The 18,229-nt window shown below is 52.1% G+C and carries 15 protein-coding genes and 2 pseudogenes; 10 read left to right on the top strand and 7 right to left on the bottom strand.

All coding sequences use genetic code 11. The features are described 5' to 3' along the window. Positions 1-34: 34 nt before the first annotated feature. The gene (gene rlmJ, locus D9736_RS16670) at positions 35-877 is read right to left on the bottom strand and encodes a 23S rRNA (adenine(2030)-N(6))-methyltransferase (protein ID WP_000954225.1); all 843 of its coding nucleotides are present in this window, start codon (positions 875-877) and stop codon (positions 35-37) included. Between the two features lie 202 nt (positions 878-1,079). Between rlmJ and prlC the strand changes: the two genes are divergently transcribed. Continuing rightward, positions 1,080-3,122, top strand: coding sequence for an oligopeptidase A (prlC, locus tag D9736_RS16665; protein ID WP_001298719.1), 2,043 nt, complete (start codon positions 1,080-1,082; stop codon positions 3,120-3,122). Between the two features lie 7 nt (positions 3,123-3,129). Beyond that, positions 3,130-3,882 carry a 16S rRNA (guanine(1516)-N(2))-methyltransferase RsmJ gene (rsmJ, locus tag D9736_RS16660; RefSeq protein ID WP_130258749.1) on the top strand — a complete coding sequence of 251 codons (753 nt, stop codon included), beginning with the start codon at positions 3,130-3,132 and terminating at the stop codon, positions 3,880-3,882. Between the two features lie 48 nt (positions 3,883-3,930). Here rsmJ and dtpB read toward each other — a convergent pair whose 3' ends face one another. Together dtpB and uspA are read right to left on the bottom strand one after the other, a co-directional pair. Next, positions 3,931-5,400: a dipeptide/tripeptide permease DtpB gene (gene dtpB, locus D9736_RS16655; protein ID WP_130221309.1), complete on the bottom strand. Its 1,470-nt coding sequence runs from the start codon at positions 5,398-5,400 to the stop codon at positions 3,931-3,933. A 354-nt stretch (positions 5,401-5,754) separates the two neighbouring features. After that, positions 5,755-6,189 carry a universal stress protein UspA gene (uspA, locus tag D9736_RS16650; RefSeq protein WP_000323571.1) on the bottom strand — a complete coding sequence of 145 codons (435 nt, stop codon included), beginning with the start codon at positions 6,187-6,189 and terminating at the stop codon, positions 5,755-5,757. Between the two features lie 390 nt (positions 6,190-6,579). Here uspA and uspB point away from each other — a divergent pair, with 390 nt between their 5' ends. After that, positions 6,580-6,915, top strand: coding sequence for a universal stress protein UspB (gene uspB, locus D9736_RS16645; protein ID WP_000626187.1), 336 nt, complete (start codon positions 6,580-6,582; stop codon positions 6,913-6,915). A 74-nt stretch (positions 6,916-6,989) separates the two neighbouring features. Here the strand turns inward: uspB and D9736_RS23770 are convergent. Beyond that, positions 6,990-7,088, bottom strand: a pseudogene (locus D9736_RS23770) (hypothetical protein); the annotation flags it as partial. Positions 7,089-7,160: 72 nt separating this feature from the next. Next, positions 7,161-8,660 carry an inorganic phosphate transporter PitA gene (gene pitA, locus D9736_RS16640; RefSeq protein WP_130217812.1) on the bottom strand — a complete coding sequence of 500 codons (1,500 nt, stop codon included), beginning with the start codon at positions 8,658-8,660 and terminating at the stop codon, positions 7,161-7,163. Between the two features lie 230 nt (positions 8,661-8,890). Between pitA and D9736_RS16635 the strand changes: the two genes are divergently transcribed. Continuing rightward, positions 8,891-10,084 (top strand): NAD(P)/FAD-dependent oxidoreductase, encoded by a 1,194-nt coding sequence (locus D9736_RS16635; RefSeq protein ID WP_130258748.1) that lies wholly within the window; start codon positions 8,891-8,893, stop codon positions 10,082-10,084. A gap of 98 nt (positions 10,085-10,182) precedes the next feature. Here the strand turns inward: D9736_RS16635 and D9736_RS16630 are convergent, their stop codons facing one another. Beyond that, complete coding sequence (locus D9736_RS16630; RefSeq protein ID WP_130258747.1) at positions 10,183-11,235, bottom strand: DUF2776 family protein; 1,053 nt, start codon at positions 11,233-11,235, stop codon at positions 10,183-10,185. 684 nt (positions 11,236-11,919) lie between these two features. Here D9736_RS16630 and D9736_RS23610 point away from each other — a divergent pair. The 6 genes and pseudogenes from D9736_RS23610 to D9736_RS16605 all read left to right on the top strand — a co-directional run bounded on the left by D9736_RS23610 (position 11,920) and on the right by D9736_RS16605 (position 17,708). Then, positions 11,920-12,033 carry a hypothetical protein gene (locus tag D9736_RS23610; protein ID WP_240779350.1) on the top strand — a complete coding sequence of 38 codons (114 nt, stop codon included), beginning with the start codon at positions 11,920-11,922 and terminating at the stop codon, positions 12,031-12,033. A 62-nt stretch (positions 12,034-12,095) separates the two neighbouring features. Beyond that, positions 12,096-13,163 carry an HlyD family secretion protein gene (locus D9736_RS16625; RefSeq protein ID WP_130258746.1) on the top strand — a complete coding sequence of 356 codons (1,068 nt, stop codon included), beginning with the start codon at positions 12,096-12,098 and terminating at the stop codon, positions 13,161-13,163. Then, positions 13,160-15,895: a ribosome-associated ATPase/putative transporter RbbA gene (gene rbbA / locus D9736_RS16620; protein WP_130258745.1), complete on the top strand. Its 2,736-nt coding sequence runs from the start codon at positions 13,160-13,162 to the stop codon at positions 15,893-15,895. Before D9736_RS16625 ends, rbbA begins: the two co-directional genes overlap by 4 nt. Further along, the gene (locus D9736_RS16615; protein WP_016262635.1) at positions 15,895-17,019 is read left to right on the top strand and encodes an ABC transporter permease; all 1,125 of its coding nucleotides are present in this window, start codon (positions 15,895-15,897) and stop codon (positions 17,017-17,019) included. Before rbbA ends, D9736_RS16615 begins: the two co-directional genes overlap by 1 nt. 58 nt (positions 17,020-17,077) lie before the next feature. Continuing rightward, a pseudogene (locus D9736_RS16610) lies at positions 17,078-17,352 on the top strand (type II toxin-antitoxin system HicA family toxin). After that, a complete protein-coding gene (locus tag D9736_RS16605) occupies positions 17,349-17,708 on the top strand; it encodes a type II toxin-antitoxin system HicB family antitoxin (RefSeq protein ID WP_000593555.1) in 360 nt (119 codons plus the stop codon). The pseudogene D9736_RS16610 and the gene D9736_RS16605 overlap by 4 nt, the downstream one beginning before the upstream one ends. 119 nt (positions 17,709-17,827) lie before the next feature. Here D9736_RS16605 and nikR read toward each other — a convergent pair whose 3' ends face one another. Beyond that, positions 17,828-18,229, bottom strand: a complete 402-nt coding sequence (gene nikR, locus D9736_RS16600; RefSeq protein ID WP_001190062.1) for a nickel-responsive transcriptional regulator NikR — start codon at positions 18,227-18,229, stop codon at positions 17,828-17,830.

The raw sequence follows: 18,229 nt of genomic DNA, 5'->3' as shown, positions 1-18,229 counted from the left end.
CGCGAGACGTAATAGGTGCCAGCAATGGCTGCAATTACTCCGGCACGATCCAGCTTACGGTGGCGTGCCCGGTGCCAGCCGGAACCAGTTTGCTGTGCAGCCACGGCAGCACGTTATTCATCTGCTGTTCCAGCTTCCACGGTGGGTTAATCACAATCATGCCGGAGGCGGTCATGCCACGGCGATCGCTGTCTGGCAGCACCGCCAGTTCAATTTGCAGAATTTTGCGAATGCCGGTCGCTTCCAGGTCGTGGATCATGCGCTTAATTTGCTGGCGCAGCACCACTGGATACCACAATGCGTAAGTGCCAGTGGCGAAACGTTTGTAACCTTCTGCTATCCCGCTGACCACCGCCTGATAGTCGGTTTTCATTTCATACGGCGGGTCGATAAGGATTAAACCACGGCGGGAAACCGGCGGCAGCTTGGCCTTAAGCTGCTGGAAACCGTCGGCTTTTTCGACGCGCGCACGGCTGTCTTTCTGAAATTCAGAACGCAGCAACGGGTAATCGCTCGGGTGCAGCTCGGTCAGTTGCAGGCTGTCTTGTTCGCGCAGTAACTGACGAGCAATCAACGGCGAACCGGGGTAGTAACGCAACTGACCGCTACGGTTGAAGTGTTTTACCACATTGATGTACGCCTCCAGTTCTGCGGGCAAATCGTCCTGCTGCCAGATACGGGCGATACCTTCGAGATATTCGCCGGTACGCTCGGCATGTTCGCTACCTAACTGATAACGCCCGGCCCCTGCGTGGGTGTCGAGATAGAGAAACGGTTTATCTTTCTCTTTCAGCGACTCGATGATCAGGCTCTGAACGGTATGTTTAAGGACGTCGGCGTGGTTGCCAGCGTGAAAGCTGTGGCGATAACTGAGCATGGGTAAAGGTGTTCCGGTAAGTAAAAATCGGCCCGTATTCGGGGCGCACAAAAGCCTATCAGGACAGTATACCGAAAAGAGGCCGCCGCCGCGAAAGCGTAACGTTTCTCATTGAAATTCACTACACTTAACCCCATGCTACACACATTATGTAAAGCGCCTGTTGAGCGCTTCCTTAACCTCTTTAACCAGGACTGCGCTAATGACGAATCCGTTACTGACTCCCTTTGAATTGCCTCCGTTTTCTAAAATTCTCCCGGAACATGTCGTTCCAGCCGTGACTAAGGCGCTGAATGACTGCCGCGAAAACGTGGAGCGCGTAGTAGCGCAAGGGGCACCGTACACCTGGGAAAATCTCTGCCAGCCGCTGGCGGAAGTGGACGATGTGTTGGGGCGTATCTTCTCCCCGGTCAGCCACCTGAACTCGGTGAAAAATAGCCCGGAACTGCGTGAAGCCTACGAGCAAACCCTGCCGCTGCTGTCGGAATACAGCACCTGGGTAGGGCAACATGAAGGGCTGTATAAAGCGTATCGCGACCTGCGCGATGGCGATCATTACGCCACGCTGAATACGGCTCAGAAAAAAGCGGTTGATAACGCACTGCGCGACTTCGAACTCTCTGGTATCGGTCTGCCGAAAGAGAAACAGCAGCGTTACGGCGAAATTGCCACCCGTCTTTCTGAGCTGGGCAACCAATACAGCAACAACGTCCTCGATGCGACGATGGGCTGGACCAAACTCGTCACCGACGAAGCGGAACTGGCGGGGATGCCAGAAAGCGCTCTGGCTGCGGCAAAAGCCCAGGCCGAAGCGAAAGAGCTGGAAGGTTATTTGCTGACGCTGGATATCCCAAGCTACTTGCCGGTAATGACCTACTGCGACAACCAGGCTCTGCGCGAAGAGATGTATCGCGCTTACAGTACTCGCGCCTCCGATCAAGGCCCGAACGCCGGTAAGTGGGACAACAGCAAGGTGATGGAAGAGATCCTCGCGCTGCGTCACGAACTGGCGCAACTGCTGGGCTTTGAAAACTACGCCTTTAAATCCCTTGCCACTAAAATGGCAGAAAACCCGCAGCAGGTGCTGGATTTCTTAACCGATCTGGCAAAACGCGCGCGTCCGCAAGGTGAAAAAGAGCTGGCGCAACTGCGCGCCTTCGCCAAAGCCGAATTTGGCGTCGATGAGTTGCAACCGTGGGATATCGCATACTACAGCGAAAAACAAAAACAGCATCTTTACAGCATCAGTGACGAACAGCTGCGTCCGTACTTCCCGGAAAACAAAGCGGTTAACGGCCTGTTTGAAGTGGTGAAACGTATTTACGGCATCACCGCTAAAGAGCGTAAAGATGTTGATGTCTGGCATCCGGATGTACGTTTCTTCGAACTGTATGACGAGAACAACGAACTGCGCGGTAGCTTCTACCTCGACCTGTATGCCCGTGAAAACAAGCGCGGCGGGGCGTGGATGGATGACTGCGTAGGCCAGATGCGCAAAGCCGACGGTTCGCTGCAAAAACCGGTCGCGTATCTGACCTGTAACTTCAACCGCCCGGTAAATGGTAAACCGGCGCTGTTTACCCATGACGAAGTGATCACCCTGTTCCACGAGTTCGGTCACGGCCTGCATCATATGCTGACCCGCATCGAAACTGCCGGAGTGTCTGGTATCAGCGGGGTACCGTGGGATGCGGTCGAACTGCCGAGCCAGTTTATGGAAAACTGGTGCTGGGAGCCTGAGGCGCTGGCGTTTATCTCCGGTCACTATGAAACTGGCGAACCGCTGCCGAAAGAGTTGCTGGATAAAATGCTGGCGGCGAAGAACTACCAGGCGGCGCTGTTTATTCTGCGTCAGCTGGAGTTCGGCCTGTTCGATTTCCGCCTCCATGCCGAGTTCCGCCCGGATCAGGGAGCGAAAATCCTCGAAACTCTGGCAGAAATCAAGAAACTGGTTGCCGTAGTACCGTCTCCATCCTGGGGCCGTTTCCCGCACGCTTTCAGCCATATTTTCGCCGGTGGTTATGCCGCAGGTTACTACAGCTACCTGTGGGCCGACGTGCTGGCAGCAGATGCCTTCTCGCGTTTTGAGGAAGAGGGCATTTTCAACCGTGAAACCGGGCAGTCGTTCCTCGACAATATTCTGAGCCGTGGTGGTTCAGAAGAGCCGATGGATCTGTTCAAACGTTTCCGTGGTCGTGAACCGCAACTGGATGCGATGCTGGAGCATTACGGCATTAAGGGCTGATCATTCAGTGAAAATCTGCTTAATTGATGAAACAGGCACCGGAGACGGTGCCTTATCTGTTCTGGCGACCCGCTGGGGGCTGGAGCATGATGAAGACAACCTGATGGCGCTGGTGTTAACGCCGGAGCATCTGGAACTGCGCAAGCGCGATGAGCCAAAGCTTGGCGGCATTTACGTTGATTTTGTCAGCGGGGCGATGGCGCACCGTCGCAAATTCGGCGGTGGTCGCGGTGAGGCGGTGGCGAAAGCGGTGGGCATTAAAGGCGATTATTTGCCGGATGTCGTCGATGCTACCGCAGGACTTGGTCGCGATGCCTTTGTGCTGGCTTCGGTCGGCTGCCGCGTGCGGATGCTGGAGCGTAATCCAGTGGTTGCTGCATTGCTCGACGATGGCCTGGCGCGTGGTTATGCGGATGCGGAGATCGGCGGCTGGCTGCAGGAGCGTTTGCAATTAATTCACGCCTCCAGCCTGACGGCGCTGACTGATATTACCCCGCGCCCGCAGGTGGTCTATCTCGACCCGATGTTCCCGCATAAGCAGAAAAGCGCGCTGGTGAAAAAAGAGATGCGTGTCTTTCAGTCGCTGGTGGGGCCGGATCTTGATGCCGATGGGTTGCTGGAACCTGCGCGGCTGCTGGCGACCAAACGCGTGGTGGTAAAGCGCCCGGACTACGCGCCGCCGCTGGCGAATGTCGCCACGCCAAACGCGGTAGTCACCAAAGGGCATCGCTTTGATATTTATGCAGGTACGCCGGCGTAAAAGTAAAACAGGGTAGCGTTATCGCTACCCTGTTTTCTGCAAGAATAATCAATGGCTTTCCGGCGTCTCAATCATTCGTTTCAGCCACGGCACCATCAACAGCATCACTACAGCAACGCCCAGCGTGACCAGACCAATCTTACCAAACACGTTGGTATAGACAGGCAGCGTTTCAAGCGGGTCGGTAATGTTGTCTGGTACTGCGGTAAATGTTGCCACATAGCCGCCCAGCAAGAACGCGGCAGCCTGCGTAAGGAACCACATCCCGAGAATAAAGCCCATCAAATGTTGTGGCACCAGAGCGGCAATCATTGCGAGGCCCAGGGCGCTAATAAGCAGTTCACCTAAGCTCTGGAATAAGTAAACCAGCACGATAAACCATGGCGATGTCAGCCCCTGGGCATCCGCAAACCACATTCCCGCTGCGGCGGCTGTCAAAAAGCCCAGCGAGCACATAAACATACCGAGGGTAAATTTCATCGGCATGGAGAGGTCTTTGCCTTTGTTACCCAGATGCGTGTAAATGCCTGCCAAAACTGGGCTGGCGAGCACCACCCAGAACGGGTTAAGCGCCTGGAAGCTCACCGGGTTGATGGAAAAACCGAGAATTTCATGATGCACGTTGTTGATAGCAAAGAAGTTCAGCGACGTTGGCATCTGGGCGTAGAGGATGTAAAACACTACCGCTTCAAGCATCAGCACAAAGGCGACAAACATCTTATTGCGCCCGGTTTTATCCAGCTTGAATGCCTGACGGAAGAAGATAATGGTCACGACGATAGAGAGAACAATCAGTACCAGATTGGCGACTTCCACGTTGTGCATCAGCCATGCGCAAACGAAAATCATCACCACGCTGCCAAGCAGCACGTACAACAATTTGCTGAAGTTCATCGGTCGGAAATCTGGTTCAGAACCAATATCTTTCACCATTCCGCGACAGGCGATGTAAACCAGTAGCGCGACAATCAATCCTGCTCCGCATAAGTTATAGGTGACGGAATAGCCAAATCTGTCAGCGATAACCGGTGCTAGCGACAGCGCAATCAACGAGCCGATATTGATCGACATATAGAACAGGGTGAAAGCGCCATCGAGACGAGGATCTTTCGGTGGATAGCACTTCGAAAGCAGGCTTGCCGGGTTGGCTTTAAACAGGCCGTTGCCGACGGCGATTGTTCCCAGCGCGATGAATATCAGGTCTGGCTTGAGTAGCGACATCCCGGTCATGAAGTAGCCCATCGCCAGAACAATTGCCCCAAGGACAATGGTGCGTTTAGTTCCTAACAGATGGTCGCCAACATAACCACCGATCGAGATAAGGCCATAGACCAGCGCAGCGAAGGCACCAAAGGTGACAAAAGCCTGCTCTTGTGAGAAACCGAGCTGTTTAACGAAGAAAACGGCCAGGACGCCTTGCACGCCGTAGTAACCGAATCGCTCCCATAGTTCGACAAAAAAGATCATGAAGAATGGGCGAGGTTGTTGCAGCATCCCAGTGGGTGTTGTTGTATTCATAATTTTTAGCCTTTCAATACCATCATGAAAAGTATGAACGCGTAAGTGATTGCGCGCGAAAGAGTTTACACATGTCTAAAATTCTTAATATTGATGTAATGAATGCATTAATGCACTATCACAACAAAAAACAACCAGCTAATCATGCTGGTTGTTTGAGATATGATGGCGCTAAATGCTATTTTGTCGTGATGTAAATTTGAATTATTCGATGCGTAGTGGAACTTTCTGACTGCGGATGAACACCGGCTTGATTGAGCACTCCCGTGTTTGTACCCGCACGTCGCATTCGGGTACAACACAAAAAGCAGAACGCCCGCATAAGCGGGCGTCCAGGAGCAAGTAGGGGAGATATTATTCTTCTTCGTCGCGCAGCGGAACAATCAGCATATCAACGTGAACGGTGTTGATCAGCTGACGCGCGGAAGACATCAGTTTGCTCCAGAAGTCCTGGTGGTGACCACAAACAACCAGGTCCATGTCGTATTTCTTGATCGCATCAACCAGAACCTGACCCAAATCGCCGCTGCCGCTAAGGGTTTCAGTGATGGGGTATCCTGCGTTGGTGGAGAGTTCGGTCAATGCATGATGAGTCTCTTCGGAAATGCGTTTCTGCATGTCACCCAGATTTACATCAATAAGTCCGGTGTATAGGTCAGAGTAGTTTACATCTACGTGGATCAGAGAAACTTTCGCATTGTAGGGGCGAGCCATAGAGACTGCTTTCTCTACCAGAACTTTGCTTTCCGGGGAGAGATCGACCGCGATGAGAATGTGTTTATAAGCCATAGTGTTACTCCTTCCATAAAGTTGTCGATGACTGGCCAGCTTGCGTTTCTTGTGCCGTTACGTCACCCGCGTCCTGCGAACTACGTGCGCGGGGCTAACCCAGCCGTAAAGATTCAGTGAAAAGACCATCCTTACCTTATAGCGACCTGGATGATCCGTCAATCCGCCTTGCTTACCAATCAGATAATCAAATTTTCTACATGAATGTATTGATAGTGGTTAACCTTATGGAAAAAAAACAACCTGATCTCCTACACTATCTATAGAGCCGCTCGGATGTTTGCCATCACAAAAGCGGTTTCTCCAGGACCTGGTGTTAACTGATTGGCAGCGTATCGGGAGCGGTAGCCCCGGAGGGGAACTCCGCGGGCAGGTCGCCGGGGAGGGGGTATGATAAGCACCGTCGCATTATTTTGGGCTTTATGTGTCGTTTGCATTGTTAACATGGCGCGCTATTTCTCATCACTACGCGCGTTGTTAGTGGTACTGCGTAATTGCGATCCATTGCTCTATCAATATGTTGATGGAGGGGGCTTTTTTACCTCACATGGCCAACCCAACAAACAGGTGCGTCTCGTTTGGTATATCTATGCCCAACGTTATCGCGATCATCACGATGATGAGTTTATCCGTCGCTGCGAGCGCGTGCGTCGTCAGTTTATTCTGACCAGCGCATTGTGTGGCCTGGTGGTGGTAAGCCTGATTGCGTTGATGATTTGGCATTAAGCGCCACGGTAATAACGCATAAAAAAAGCGGGCCAGTAAACTGACCCGCCCGAGACTGATTACAAACGCAAAATTGCCTGATGCGCTACGCTTATCAGGCCTACATAATCTCTGCAATCTATTGAATTTGCATGTTTTTGTAGGCCGGATAAGGCGTTCACGCCGCATCCGGCATGAACAAAGCGCACTATGTCAACAATCTGAAGCGGGCCAGTAAACTGACCCGCTCGTTTTTATGCGTGCGATTACAGGAACTGCAAGGAGATCCAGTACAGCGCACCGGAGAGCAGAACTGCAGCCGGGAGGGTAAACACCCAGGCCATCAGAATGCTGGTTACGGTTTTACGCTGTAAGCCGCCGCCGTCAACCACCATTGTCCCCGCTACGGAAGAGGAGAGTACGTGAGTGGTGGAAACCGGCATCCCGGTATAACTCGCCAGACCGATAGACACCGCTGCCGTCATCTGAGCAGACATCCCCTGAGCGTAGGTCATGCCTTTCTTACCGATTTTCTCACCGATAGTGGTCGCCACACGACGCCAGCCAATCATCGTACCGATACCTAACGCCAGCGCGACCGCCATGATGATCCACACCGGAGCATACTCGATGGTGCTCAGCATATCGGACTTCAGTTTCTTCAACAGACGCTGATCATCCGCAGTGACGCCAGGCATTTTCACCACTTTGTCGATAGTGTCAGAAACGCACAGCATAATGCGGCGCATCTGGCTACGTTGGTCAAGCGACAGCTTGTCGTAGCTTTCCACATCGGCGGTCAGCATGCCTTTCAGGCGGTTGAGCGCGTTAATGGTATTCGACGGATGGCAATGGAACTCCGCAGGTTGTGTTGCGCCTGCTTCTGGTGTCGGTACTAACTGATCGGCACCGGTAGCCTGTTTAAGCAGCGCAGGATGCTGCTCAAAGTAAGCTTCCACATTGTTGATGGCATCACGGGTACGGGTGATTTCGTAGCCAGTGGCATTCATATTCACCACGAAGCCCGCTGGTGCGACGCCAATCAGAACCAACATAACCAGACCAATGCCTTTCTGACCATCGTTCGCGCCGTGAGAGAACGCCACGCCGATAGCGGAAAGGATCAGCGCGATACGCGTCCAGAACGGCGGCTTTTTCTTGCCGTCTTTCTTTTCACGTTCCGCTGGGGTCAGGTGGATACGGGCGCGTTTCTTGGTGCCGCTCCAGTAGCGACGCAGCAAGAAAATCAGACCGCCAGCAAACACCAGGCCGACAATAGGGGAAACGATCAGAGATGCGAAAATACTTAATACTTTCGGGATATTGAGTGCATCCACCACTGACGTACCGGTCATCAACGCATTGGTTAAACCAATACCGATGATCGCGCCAATCAGCGTATGGGAGCTGGATGCAGGTAAACCAAAGTACCAGGTACCAAGGTTCCAGATAATTGCTGCCAGCAACATAGAGAACACCATGGCAAGACCATGGGACGATCCCATATTAAGCAGCAGATCTGTCGGCAGCATATGCACAATGGCATAGGCAACACTAAGACCACCCAGCAAAACACCCAGGAAGTTGAACACTGCCGCCATAACCACAGCGAGCTGAGAACGCATCGCGCGGGTATAGATGACAGTTGCCACGGCGTTGGCTGTGTCATGGAAACCATTGATGGCTTCGTAGAACAGCACAAAAGCCAGTGCAAGCAATAATAACAGCCCGGTATGCAAATCCAGGCCAGCAAACAAATGTAGCATAGGACGTTACGCCATTTTGAGGACATGAACGCGGCGCATTATCAGTGACTTTCGCGGCGCGGGCAAAGTGAAATATAGATTTTTTTGATTTGCCTCCTGTATGAATTTCGCTCAAAAAATAATTATCTTATATAATTCAGACAAATACTTCCCCTAAGTAATATTGATGCTGGTGCGACCACTGAGGAATCTTTACAATTCACGCCCGTTTTTTCTAAGAGGAACGCAACGTGGAAAAGTTTGATGCCATTATTATAGGCGCTGGCGCGGCGGGTATGTTCTGTTCTGCGCTGGCAGGTCAGGCAGGGCGCAGAGTTTTGCTGATCGATAATGGCAAAAAACCGGGGCGCAAAATCCTCATGTCTGGTGGTGGGCGCTGTAACTTCACCAACCTTTATGTCGAACCAGGTGCCTATCTGAGCCAGAATCCGCATTTTTGTAAGTCTGCACTCGCGCGTTTTACCCAGTGGGATTTCATTGATCTGGTCAATAAACACGGCATCGCCTGGCACGAGAAAACGTTAGGGCAACTCTTCTGTGATGACTCCGCTCAGCAGATTGTCGACATGCTGGTGGATGAGTGCGAGAAGGGCAATGTGACCTTCAGATTACGTAGCGAAGTGTTGAGCGTGACGAAGGATGACGCGGGATTCACGCTTGAACTGAACGGCATGACCGTAGGCTGCGATAAACTGGTCATTGCGACCGGAGGCCTCTCGATGCCGGGGCTGGGTGCGTCGCCGTTTGGTTATAAGATTGCCGAACAATTCGGGCTGAACGTGTTGCCGACGCGCGCAGGCCTGGTGCCATTCACCCTGCATAAACCGTTGCTGGAGGAGTTACAGGTGCTGGCGGGCGTGGCGGTGCCTTCTGTGATAACCGCTGAAAACGGCACGGTGTTCCGTGAGAACTTACTCTTCACCCACCGCGGCTTGTCTGGCCCTGCGGTATTGCAGATATCCAGCTACTGGCAACCGGGTGAATTTGTCAGCATCAATCTGCTACCGGATGTCGATCTGGACGCCTTTCTTAATGAACAGCGTAACGCGCATCCGAATCAGAGCCTGAAGAACACGCTGGCGGTTCATTTGCCGAAACGGTTGGTTGAACGGTTACAACAACTCGGGCAAATCCCGGACGTCTCGTTAAAACAGCTCAACGTGCGTGACCAACAGGCGCTCATTGCCACATTGACTGACTGGCGTGTACAACCTAACGGCACTGAAGGCTATCGCACCGCCGAAGTGACGCTCGGCGGCGTGGACACCAATGAACTCTCGTCACGGACGATGGAAGCGCGTAAAGTGCCGGGCTTGTACTTTATCGGCGAAGTGATGGATGTTACCGGCTGGCTAGGGGGCTATAACTTCCAGTGGGCGTGGTCCAGTGCGTGGGCTTGTGCACAGGATTTGGCCTCAGAATAAGAGGCAAAATGCCCCCTCGTTTTCGCGGTGTAACCAGGGGGGATTACCTGAACAAAGTCCAGATAAGACGCTCGACGCCTTATCTGAAGCCTTTTCTATTATTTTTTCGCAGACCCCGCTTCTAATATAGAAACGATGGAAAACAGTGTAAAACACACTGCACCTAAGCCAACCAAAACTCGCGAAGGAATAAAATAAGCCATATCGGTTTGCGAAATTTCAGCAAGGAACGCTGCGAGGAACAGGCAAAACAGACAGGTAAATACCGGAATCATGGGTATTCTGTTGGCTAACGAACAGGTGCGTCGCCATACCAGCGCCAACAACCACACTTTGGAGAAAATACTGTAGCAGATCATCCCCAGACAGATGAGAATAATGCCGGGTGCCAGTCTGGCACTTTCATCAGAACTGACTAAAACGTAGATCCCCTGAATAACTGTCAGTGAGCCAAGTAAAATAACCCAATAACACCAGAGCCAATGTTCTTTCTCTGAGAATGTGTTCCGCGTTTGATGAACAATAGTGGCGACCAGGCCAATAAGACAAGCGCAAATTGCCGTTAACCCTAGCAGTACGTGACCAGCAACATAATGTGGTGTGATATCTGCACTACGTAACAGCGCGACTGACCAAATGAAACCAAAGAGAGTAAGCAGAACGGGAACAGCAATTAAGCCATTACCGATTGTTGAAGAATAAGCCTGCAACGGCGTACCATCACTCTTACTGCCCGAGGCGTTTTTGGGAATTAGCAGAAAATGCCCGGAAGACGCCGCCACGGTGGATACGCAGGCGGCAATCATCCCAACACCGAAAATAACATGCCCGGCAACAAATTCATCGGCCATGACATTATCACTTGCCAGCAGTAACCATCCCCAAATCATAGTTGCGATAGACCCAGCGTAACCAATAACAGGAAAAAGTGTGTTGTAGAGCTTATTCACACCATGCGTTAACTGCGAAATAATAATAAATGCAGTAGTGAATAACGCCAGACAGATTGCAGAAAGCGAAATAAGTACATGCCCCGCCACAAAATACTCACTTTGCCCGGAACCTGCTAATACAAAATCACCCAATGCAATACATATTATCCCCATGATTAAAGGGATTAATTTAAATAGCCATCCGATATATATATTCATTTTAAACTCCATGTGTACTTTCTGCTAATATAAGAAAGCGTATCAGTAGTATTTTTAGTCAGTTAAATATAACAATGAGATACCACCAAATGTAACAAGTAACTTTACTATAGCCGGATTTATTGCCCGGAGTGTTAAGTTTTAGATGTGAGTTAATGCTGATAAATAAATATTTATCCTAAGGTAAATTCTGAGTTAATATCTTTATCTTATACTCTAAATAATTCGAGTTGCAGGAAGGCGACAAGCGAGTGAATCCCCAGGAGCTTACATGAGTAAGTGACTGGGGTGAGCGAACGCAGACGCAGCACATGCAACTTGAAGTATGACGAGTATATTTTTATTTTGTTGCTTTAAACGACCTTGTTCGAGACTGCTTTATTTAATACACAAGCATTTATCATCTATCATCTTTTCAAAAAATTATTTCACTTTCGGTAAATATTTGCACCTCGGCGATAATAACGCTATGTGATAGTCATCGGATTTTCTGTTATGCAAACCTACGCAGTAGTACCTGAGAACCTGTGCAGAAGATTTTTGGTTAAAAACGCTATCGGACAGAAGAACATCGCGATGTATCACAAGCTGATGGTAATCAAATAGACAACATGAATATAACTGTTAGTATTTAATTGATTTCACTTATGAGTATGCGTGTTTCATTTACGGCCAGGAATGCTGATGATGACAACATTACTACCCGTTTTCACTAAGCCTTCCCCGTTGGCGCTCAGTTTGCTGCGCCCTGGCCGCCTTTGCCGTTTCCTTCTTATCCCGGATGGAATAATTCACTGAACGTCGTTCGGTGGCAGTTGTAACACGCGTCGATTGCTTACAGGGATTATGGCGGGTCGATTATGGATAATATTAAGCGCCATCTGGCGTGGTGGGTTGTAGGGTTACTGGCGGTTGCAGTCGCCGTGGCGTGGTGGTTGTTGCGCCCGGCAGGTGTGCCGGAAGGCTTTGCCGTCAGTAATGGTCGTATTGAAGCGACGGAAGTGGATATCGCCAGTAAAATTGCCGGGCGTATTGACACCATTCTGGTGAAAGAAGGCCAGTTTGTTCGCGAAGGTGAAGTGCTGGCGAAGATGGATACTCGCGTGTTGCAGGAGCAGCGACTGGAAGCCATCGCGCAAATCAAAGAGGCGCAAAGTGCCGTTGCTGCCGCGCAGGCTTTGCTGGAGCAGCGGCAAAGTGAAACTCGTGCCGCACAGTCGCTGGTTAATCAACGCCAGGCTGAACTGGACTCCGTAGCCAAACGTCATACGCGTTCCCGCTCGCTCGCCCATAGTGGGGCTATTTCTGCGCAACAACTGGATGATGACCGCGCCGCCGCCGAAAGCGCCCGTGCTGCGCTGGAATCGGCAAAAGCCCAGGTTTCGGCTTCTAAAGCCGCTATAGAGGCGGCACGCACCAATATCATTCAGGCGCAAACGCGCGTCGAAGCGGCACAAGCCACTGAGCGGCGCATTGCCGCAGATATCGATGACAGCGAACTGAAAGCCCCGCGTGACGGACGCGTGCAGTATCGGGTTGCTGAGCCAGGCGAAGTGCTGGCGGCAGGTGGTCGGGTGCTGAATATGGTCGATCTCAGCGACGTCTATATGACCTTCTTCCTGCCAACCGAACAAGCGGGCACGCTGAAACTGGGTGGTGAAGCCCGGCTGATCCTCGATGCCGCGCCAGATTTGCGTATTCCTGCAACCATCAGTTTTGTCGCCAGTGTTGCCCAGTTCACGCCAAAAACTGTCGAAACCAGCGATGAGCGGCTGAAACTGATGTTCCGTGTCAAAGCGCGTATCCCACCGGAATTACTCCAGCAGCATCTGGAATATGTCAAAACCGGTTTACCGGGCGTAGCGTGGGTGCGGGTGAATGAAGAACTTCCGTGGCCTGACGACCTGGTGGTGAGGTTGCCGCAATGACGCATCTGGAACTGGTTCCCGTCCCGCCTGTCGCGCAACTGGCGGGCGTGAGCCAGCATTATGGAAAAACCGTTGCGCTGAACAATATCACACTCGATATTCCGGCCCGCTGCATGGTCGGGCTGATTGGCCCGGACGGCGTCGGTAAGTCGAGTTTATTGTCATTGATTTCCGGTGCTCGTGTCATTGAGCAGGGCAACGTGATGGTGCTGGGCGGCGATATGCGCGACCCGAAGCATCGCCGCGACGTTTGCCCGCGCATCGCCTGGATGCCGCAAGGGCTGGGCAAAAACCTCTACCACACCTTGTCGGTGTATGAAAACGTCGATTTTTTCGCTCGCCTGTTCGGTCACGACAAAGCGGAGCGAGAAGTGCGAATTAATGAGCTGTTGACCAGCACCGGGTTAGCACCGTTTCGCGATCGTCCGGCAGGTAAACTCTCCGGCGGGATGAAGCAAAAACTTGGGCTGTGCTGTGCGTTAATCCACGATCCGGAATTGTTGATTCTTGATGAGCCAACAACGGGGGTTGACCCGCTCTCCCGCGCCCAGTTCTGGGATCTGATCGACAGTATTCGCCAGCGACAAAGCAACATGAGCGTGCTGGTCGCCACCGCCTACATGGAAGAGGCCGAACGCTTCGACTGGCTGGTAGCGATGAATGCCGGAGAAGTGCTGGCAACTGGCAGCGCCGAAGAGCTGCGGCAGCAAACGCAAAGCGCCACGCTGGAAGAAGCATTTATAAATCTGTTACCGCAAGCGCAACGCCAGGCGCATCAGGCGGTAGTGATCCCACCGTATCAACCTGAAAACGCAGAGATTGCCATCGAAGCGCGCGATCTGACCATGCGTTTTGGTTCCTTCGTTGCCGTTGATCACGTCAATTTCCGCATTCCACGCGGGGAGATTTTTGGTTTCCTTGGTTCGAACGGCTGCGGTAAATCCACCACCATGAAAATGCTTACCGGACTGCTGCCCGCCAGCGAAGGTGAGGCGTGGCTGTTCGGGCAACCGGTTGATCCAAAAGATATCGATACTCGCCGTCGGGTGGGCTATATGTCGCAGGCGTTTTCGCTCTATAACGAGCTCACCGTGCGGCAAAACCTGGAGTTACATGCCCGTTTGTTTCACATCCCGGAAGCGGAAATTCCCGCGCGAGTGGCTGAAATGAGCGAGCGTTTTAAGCTCAACGACGTTGAAGATGTTCTGCCAGAGTCATTGCCACTCGGCATTCGCCAGCGGCTTTCGCTGGCGGTGGCGGTGATTCATCGCCCGGAAATGTTAATCCTCGATGAGCCTACTTCTGGCGTCGATCCGGTGGCGAGGGATATGTTCTGGCAGTTGATGGTCGATCTCTCGCGTCAGGACAAAGTGACTATTTTCATCTCCACCCACTTTATGAACGAAGCGGAACGCTGCGACCGCATCTCACTGATGCACGCCGGAAAAGTGCTTGCCAGCGGTAAACCGCAGGAGCTGGTTGAGAAACGCGGAGCCGCCAGTCTGGAAGAGGCATTTATCGCCTATTTGCAGGAAGCGGCAGGGCAGAGCAACGAAGCCGAAGCGCCGCCCGAGATACACGACACCACCCACGCGCCGCGTCAGGGATTTAGCCTGCGCCGTCTGTTTAGCTACAGCCGCCGTGAAGCACTGGAACTGCGCCGCGATCCGGTCCGTTCGACGCTGGCGCTGATGGGAACGGTGATCCTGATGCTGATAATGGGTTACGGGATCAGTATGGATGTGGAAAACCTGCGCTTTGCGGTGCTCGACCGCGACCAGACCGTCAGTAGCCAGGCGTGGACGCTCAATCTCTCCGGTTCCCGTTACTTTATCGAACAGCCACCGCTCACCAGTTATGACGAGCTTGATCGTCGGATGCGTGCGGGCGATATCACGGTGGCAATTGAGATCCCTCCCAATTTCGGGCGCGATATCGCGCGTGGTACGCCCGTGGAACTCGGTGTCTGGATCGACGGTGCGATGCCGAGCCGCGCCGAAACGGTAAAAGGCTACGTGCAGGCCATGCACCAGAGCTGGCTACAGGATGTGGCGAGCCGACAGTCCACACCCGCCAGCCAAAGCGGGCTGATGAATATTGAGACGCGCTATCGCTATAACCCGGACGTAAAAAGCCTGCCGGCGATTGTTCCGGCGGTGATCCCGCTTCTGCTGATGATGATCCCGTCAATGCTAAGCGCCCTTAGCGTGGTGCGGGAAAAAGAGCTAGGGTCGATTATCAACCTTTACGTGACCCCCACCACCCGTAGTGAATTTTTGCTTGGCAAACAGCTGCCATACATTGCGCTGGGGATGCTGAACTTTTTCCTGCTCTGCGCCTTGTCGGTGTTTGTGTTTGGCGTACCGCATAAAGGCAGTTTCCTGACGCTCACCCTGGCGGCGCTGCTGTATATCATCATCGCCACCGGAATGGGGCTGCTGATCTCCACCTTTATGAAAAGCCAGATTGCCGCCATTTTCGGTACGGCGATTATCACGTTGATCCCGGCGACACAGTTTTCCGGGATGATCGATCCGGTAGCTTCGCTGGAAGGTCCAGGACGTTGGATCGGCGAGGTTTACCCGACCAGTCATTTTCTGACTATCGCCCGCGGGACGTTCTCGAAAGCGCTGGATCTGACTGATTTGTGGCAACTTTTTATCCCGTTGCTGATAGCCATCCCGCTGGTGATGGGCTTAAGCATCCTGCTGCTGAAAAAACAGGAGGGATGATGCGCCATTTACGCAATATTTTTAATCTGGGTATCAAAGAGTTGCGCAGTCTGCTCGGTGATAAAGCGATGCTGACGCTGATTGTTTTCTCGTTTACGGTGTCGGTGTATTCATCAGCGACCGTCACGCCAGGATCATTGAACCTCGCGCCGATCGCTATTGCCGATATGGATCAATCGCAGTTGTCGAACCGGATCGTTAACAGCTTCTATCGCCCGTGGTTTTTGCCACCGGAGATGATCACCGCCGATGAGATGGATGCCGGGCTGGACGCCGGACGCTATACCTTCGCGATAAATATTCCGCCTAATTTTCAGCGTGATGTCCTCGCCGGACGCCAGCCGGATATTCAGGTGAACGTTGATGCCACGCGCATGAGCCAGGCATTTACCGGCAACGGGTATATCCAGAATATTATCAACGGTGAAGTGAACAGCTTTGTCGCGCGCTACCGTGATAACAGCGAACCGTTGGTATCGCTGGAAACCCGGATGCGCTTTAACCCGAACCTCGATCCTGCGTGGTTTGGCGGGGTGATGGCGATCATCAACAACATTACCATGCTGGCGATTGTGCTGACCGGATCGGCGCTGATCCGCGAGCGTGAACACGGCACGGTGGAACACTTACTGGTGATGCCGATAACGCCGTTTGAGATCATGATGGCAAAGGTCTGGTCGATGGGGCTGGTGGTGCTGGTGGTGTCGGGATTATCGCTGGTGCTGATGGTGAAAGGCGTACTGGGTGTACCGATTGAAGGCTCGATCCCGCTGTTTATGCTGGGCGTGGCGCTCAGTCTGTTTGCCACCACGTCAATCGGCATTTTCATGGGGACGATAGCGCGTTCAATGCCGCAACTGGGGCTGCTGGTGATTCTGGTGCTGCTGCCGCTGCAAATGCTTTCTGGTGGCTCCACGCCGCGCGAAAGTATGCCGCAGATGGTGCAGGACATTATGTTGACCATGCCGACGACACACTTTGTTAGCCTCGCGCAGGCCATTCTCTACCGTGGTGCCGGATTCGAAATCGTCTGGCCGCAGTTCCTGACGCTGATGGCAATTGGCGGCGTGTTTTTCACCATCGCGCTGCTGCGATTCAGGAAGACGATTGGGACAATGGCGTAAGGAAGGGAAACTTGACTTCATACTGTGAAGTCATAAAGTGAAGTCATAAGGGAATGCCATGAAAACACAGGTACAGGCTTTACGAAAGAAACAAAAAACACGCTGGATCAGCTATTTAAATCACCTGTACCTCAAGGAATCAAATGGTCTGATATAGAGTCAATGGTTAAAGCATTAGGCGGAGAAATTAAGGAAGGAAGAGGTTCGCGTTGTAAGTTCATACTAAATATGAGCGTTGCGTGTTTCCATCGGCCTCATCCGTCGCCAGATACCGATAAAGGCGCTGTAGAAAGCGTGCGTGACTGGTTACTAAGTATAGGGGTAAAACCATGATCAAACTGAAGACGCCAAACTCTATGGAGATTGCCGGACAACCAGCTGTTATTACCTACGTGCCAGAACTGAATGCATTTCGTGGCAAATTCCTGGGCTTGTCAGGTTATTGTGATTTTGTCTCTGACAGCATTCAGGGGCTGCAAAAAGAAGGGGAGCTTTCCCTGCGAGAGTATCTTGAGGATTGTAAAGCTGCGGGTATTGAGCCGTATGCGCGTACAGAAAAGATTAAGACCTTTACGTTACGCTATCCAGAATCGCTGAGCGAACGCCTTAATAATGCCGCTGCGCAGCAACAAGTCTCTGTTAATACCTATATTATTGAAACACTGAATGAGCGTTTGAATCATTTATAAATTTTAGCGGCGTACATTACGCAGAATATCTGCCTTTACAGGATCTATCTATGCAACTGAACTTAATTTTATAAATTAAGTTCAGTTAATATCTTTTCTTTCCTCGTTTTAGAAATAACTCAATCTTCCTTCGGCAGGCACTGCAAATGCCCGTGCCGCACGCCGCGCTGGGCGATGACGTCATCGGCAAAATGCTGCACGTCGCCCATGTCGCCTTTCAACACGGCGATTTCCAGACAGTCGTCGTGGTTGATGTGCACATGCAGAGTAGCAACCGAGAGATCGTGGTGATGATGTTGGGTGGAGACAATACGGCTGGCTAAGTCGCGTTTTTCGTGTTCATACACATACGACAGCACCGCGAAACCTTGTGTGCCGTGCTGCTGGGTAGCTTCCTGCGCCAGGGCGCTACGCAGAATATCGCGGATAGCTTCGGAACGGTTGTTATAACCACGACGCTGGCTCAGGCTGTCCAGCGTCTCCAGTAAATCGTCATCAAGCGTGATGGTGACTCGTTGCAT

It is taken from the genome of Escherichia sp. E10V10 (genome assembly GCF_004211985.1).
Lineage (GTDB): Bacteria > Pseudomonadota > Gammaproteobacteria > Enterobacterales > Enterobacteriaceae > Escherichia.
The sequence above is the reverse complement of the archived record's forward strand: the minus strand, read 5'-3'. Positions and strand labels throughout refer to the sequence as shown.

What these genes read in the sequence shown, in the direction of transcription:
- nikR (WP_001190062.1), bottom strand. Translation starts at nt 18,229, where the DNA reads ATGCAACGAGTCACCATCACGCTTGATGACGATTTACTGGAGACGCTG.
- pitA (WP_130217812.1), bottom strand. Translation starts at nt 8,660, where the DNA reads ATGCTACATTTGTTTGCTGGCCTGGATTTGCATACCGGGCTGTTATTA.
- D9736_RS16605 (WP_000593555.1), top strand. Translation starts at nt 17,349, where the DNA reads ATGATCAAACTGAAGACGCCAAACTCTATGGAGATTGCCGGACAACCA.
- rlmJ (WP_000954225.1), bottom strand. Translation starts at nt 877, where the DNA reads ATGCTCAGTTATCGCCACAGCTTTCACGCTGGCAACCACGCCGACGTC.
- D9736_RS16615 (WP_016262635.1), top strand. Translation starts at nt 15,895, where the DNA reads ATGCGCCATTTACGCAATATTTTTAATCTGGGTATCAAAGAGTTGCGC.
- uspA (WP_000323571.1), bottom strand. Translation starts at nt 6,189, where the DNA reads ATGGCTTATAAACACATTCTCATCGCGGTCGATCTCTCCCCGGAAAGC.
- D9736_RS23610 (WP_240779350.1), top strand. Translation starts at nt 11,920, where the DNA reads ATGATGACAACATTACTACCCGTTTTCACTAAGCCTTCCCCGTTGGCG.
- prlC (WP_001298719.1), top strand. Translation starts at nt 1,080, where the DNA reads ATGACGAATCCGTTACTGACTCCCTTTGAATTGCCTCCGTTTTCTAAA.
- dtpB (WP_130221309.1), bottom strand. Translation starts at nt 5,400, where the DNA reads ATGAATACAACAACACCCACTGGGATGCTGCAACAACCTCGCCCATTC.
- uspB (WP_000626187.1), top strand. Translation starts at nt 6,580, where the DNA reads ATGATAAGCACCGTCGCATTATTTTGGGCTTTATGTGTCGTTTGCATT.
- D9736_RS16625 (WP_130258746.1), top strand. Translation starts at nt 12,096, where the DNA reads ATGGATAATATTAAGCGCCATCTGGCGTGGTGGGTTGTAGGGTTACTG.
- D9736_RS16630 (WP_130258747.1), bottom strand. Translation starts at nt 11,235, where the DNA reads ATGAATATATATATCGGATGGCTATTTAAATTAATCCCTTTAATCATG.
- rbbA (WP_130258745.1), top strand. Translation starts at nt 13,160, where the DNA reads ATGACGCATCTGGAACTGGTTCCCGTCCCGCCTGTCGCGCAACTGGCG.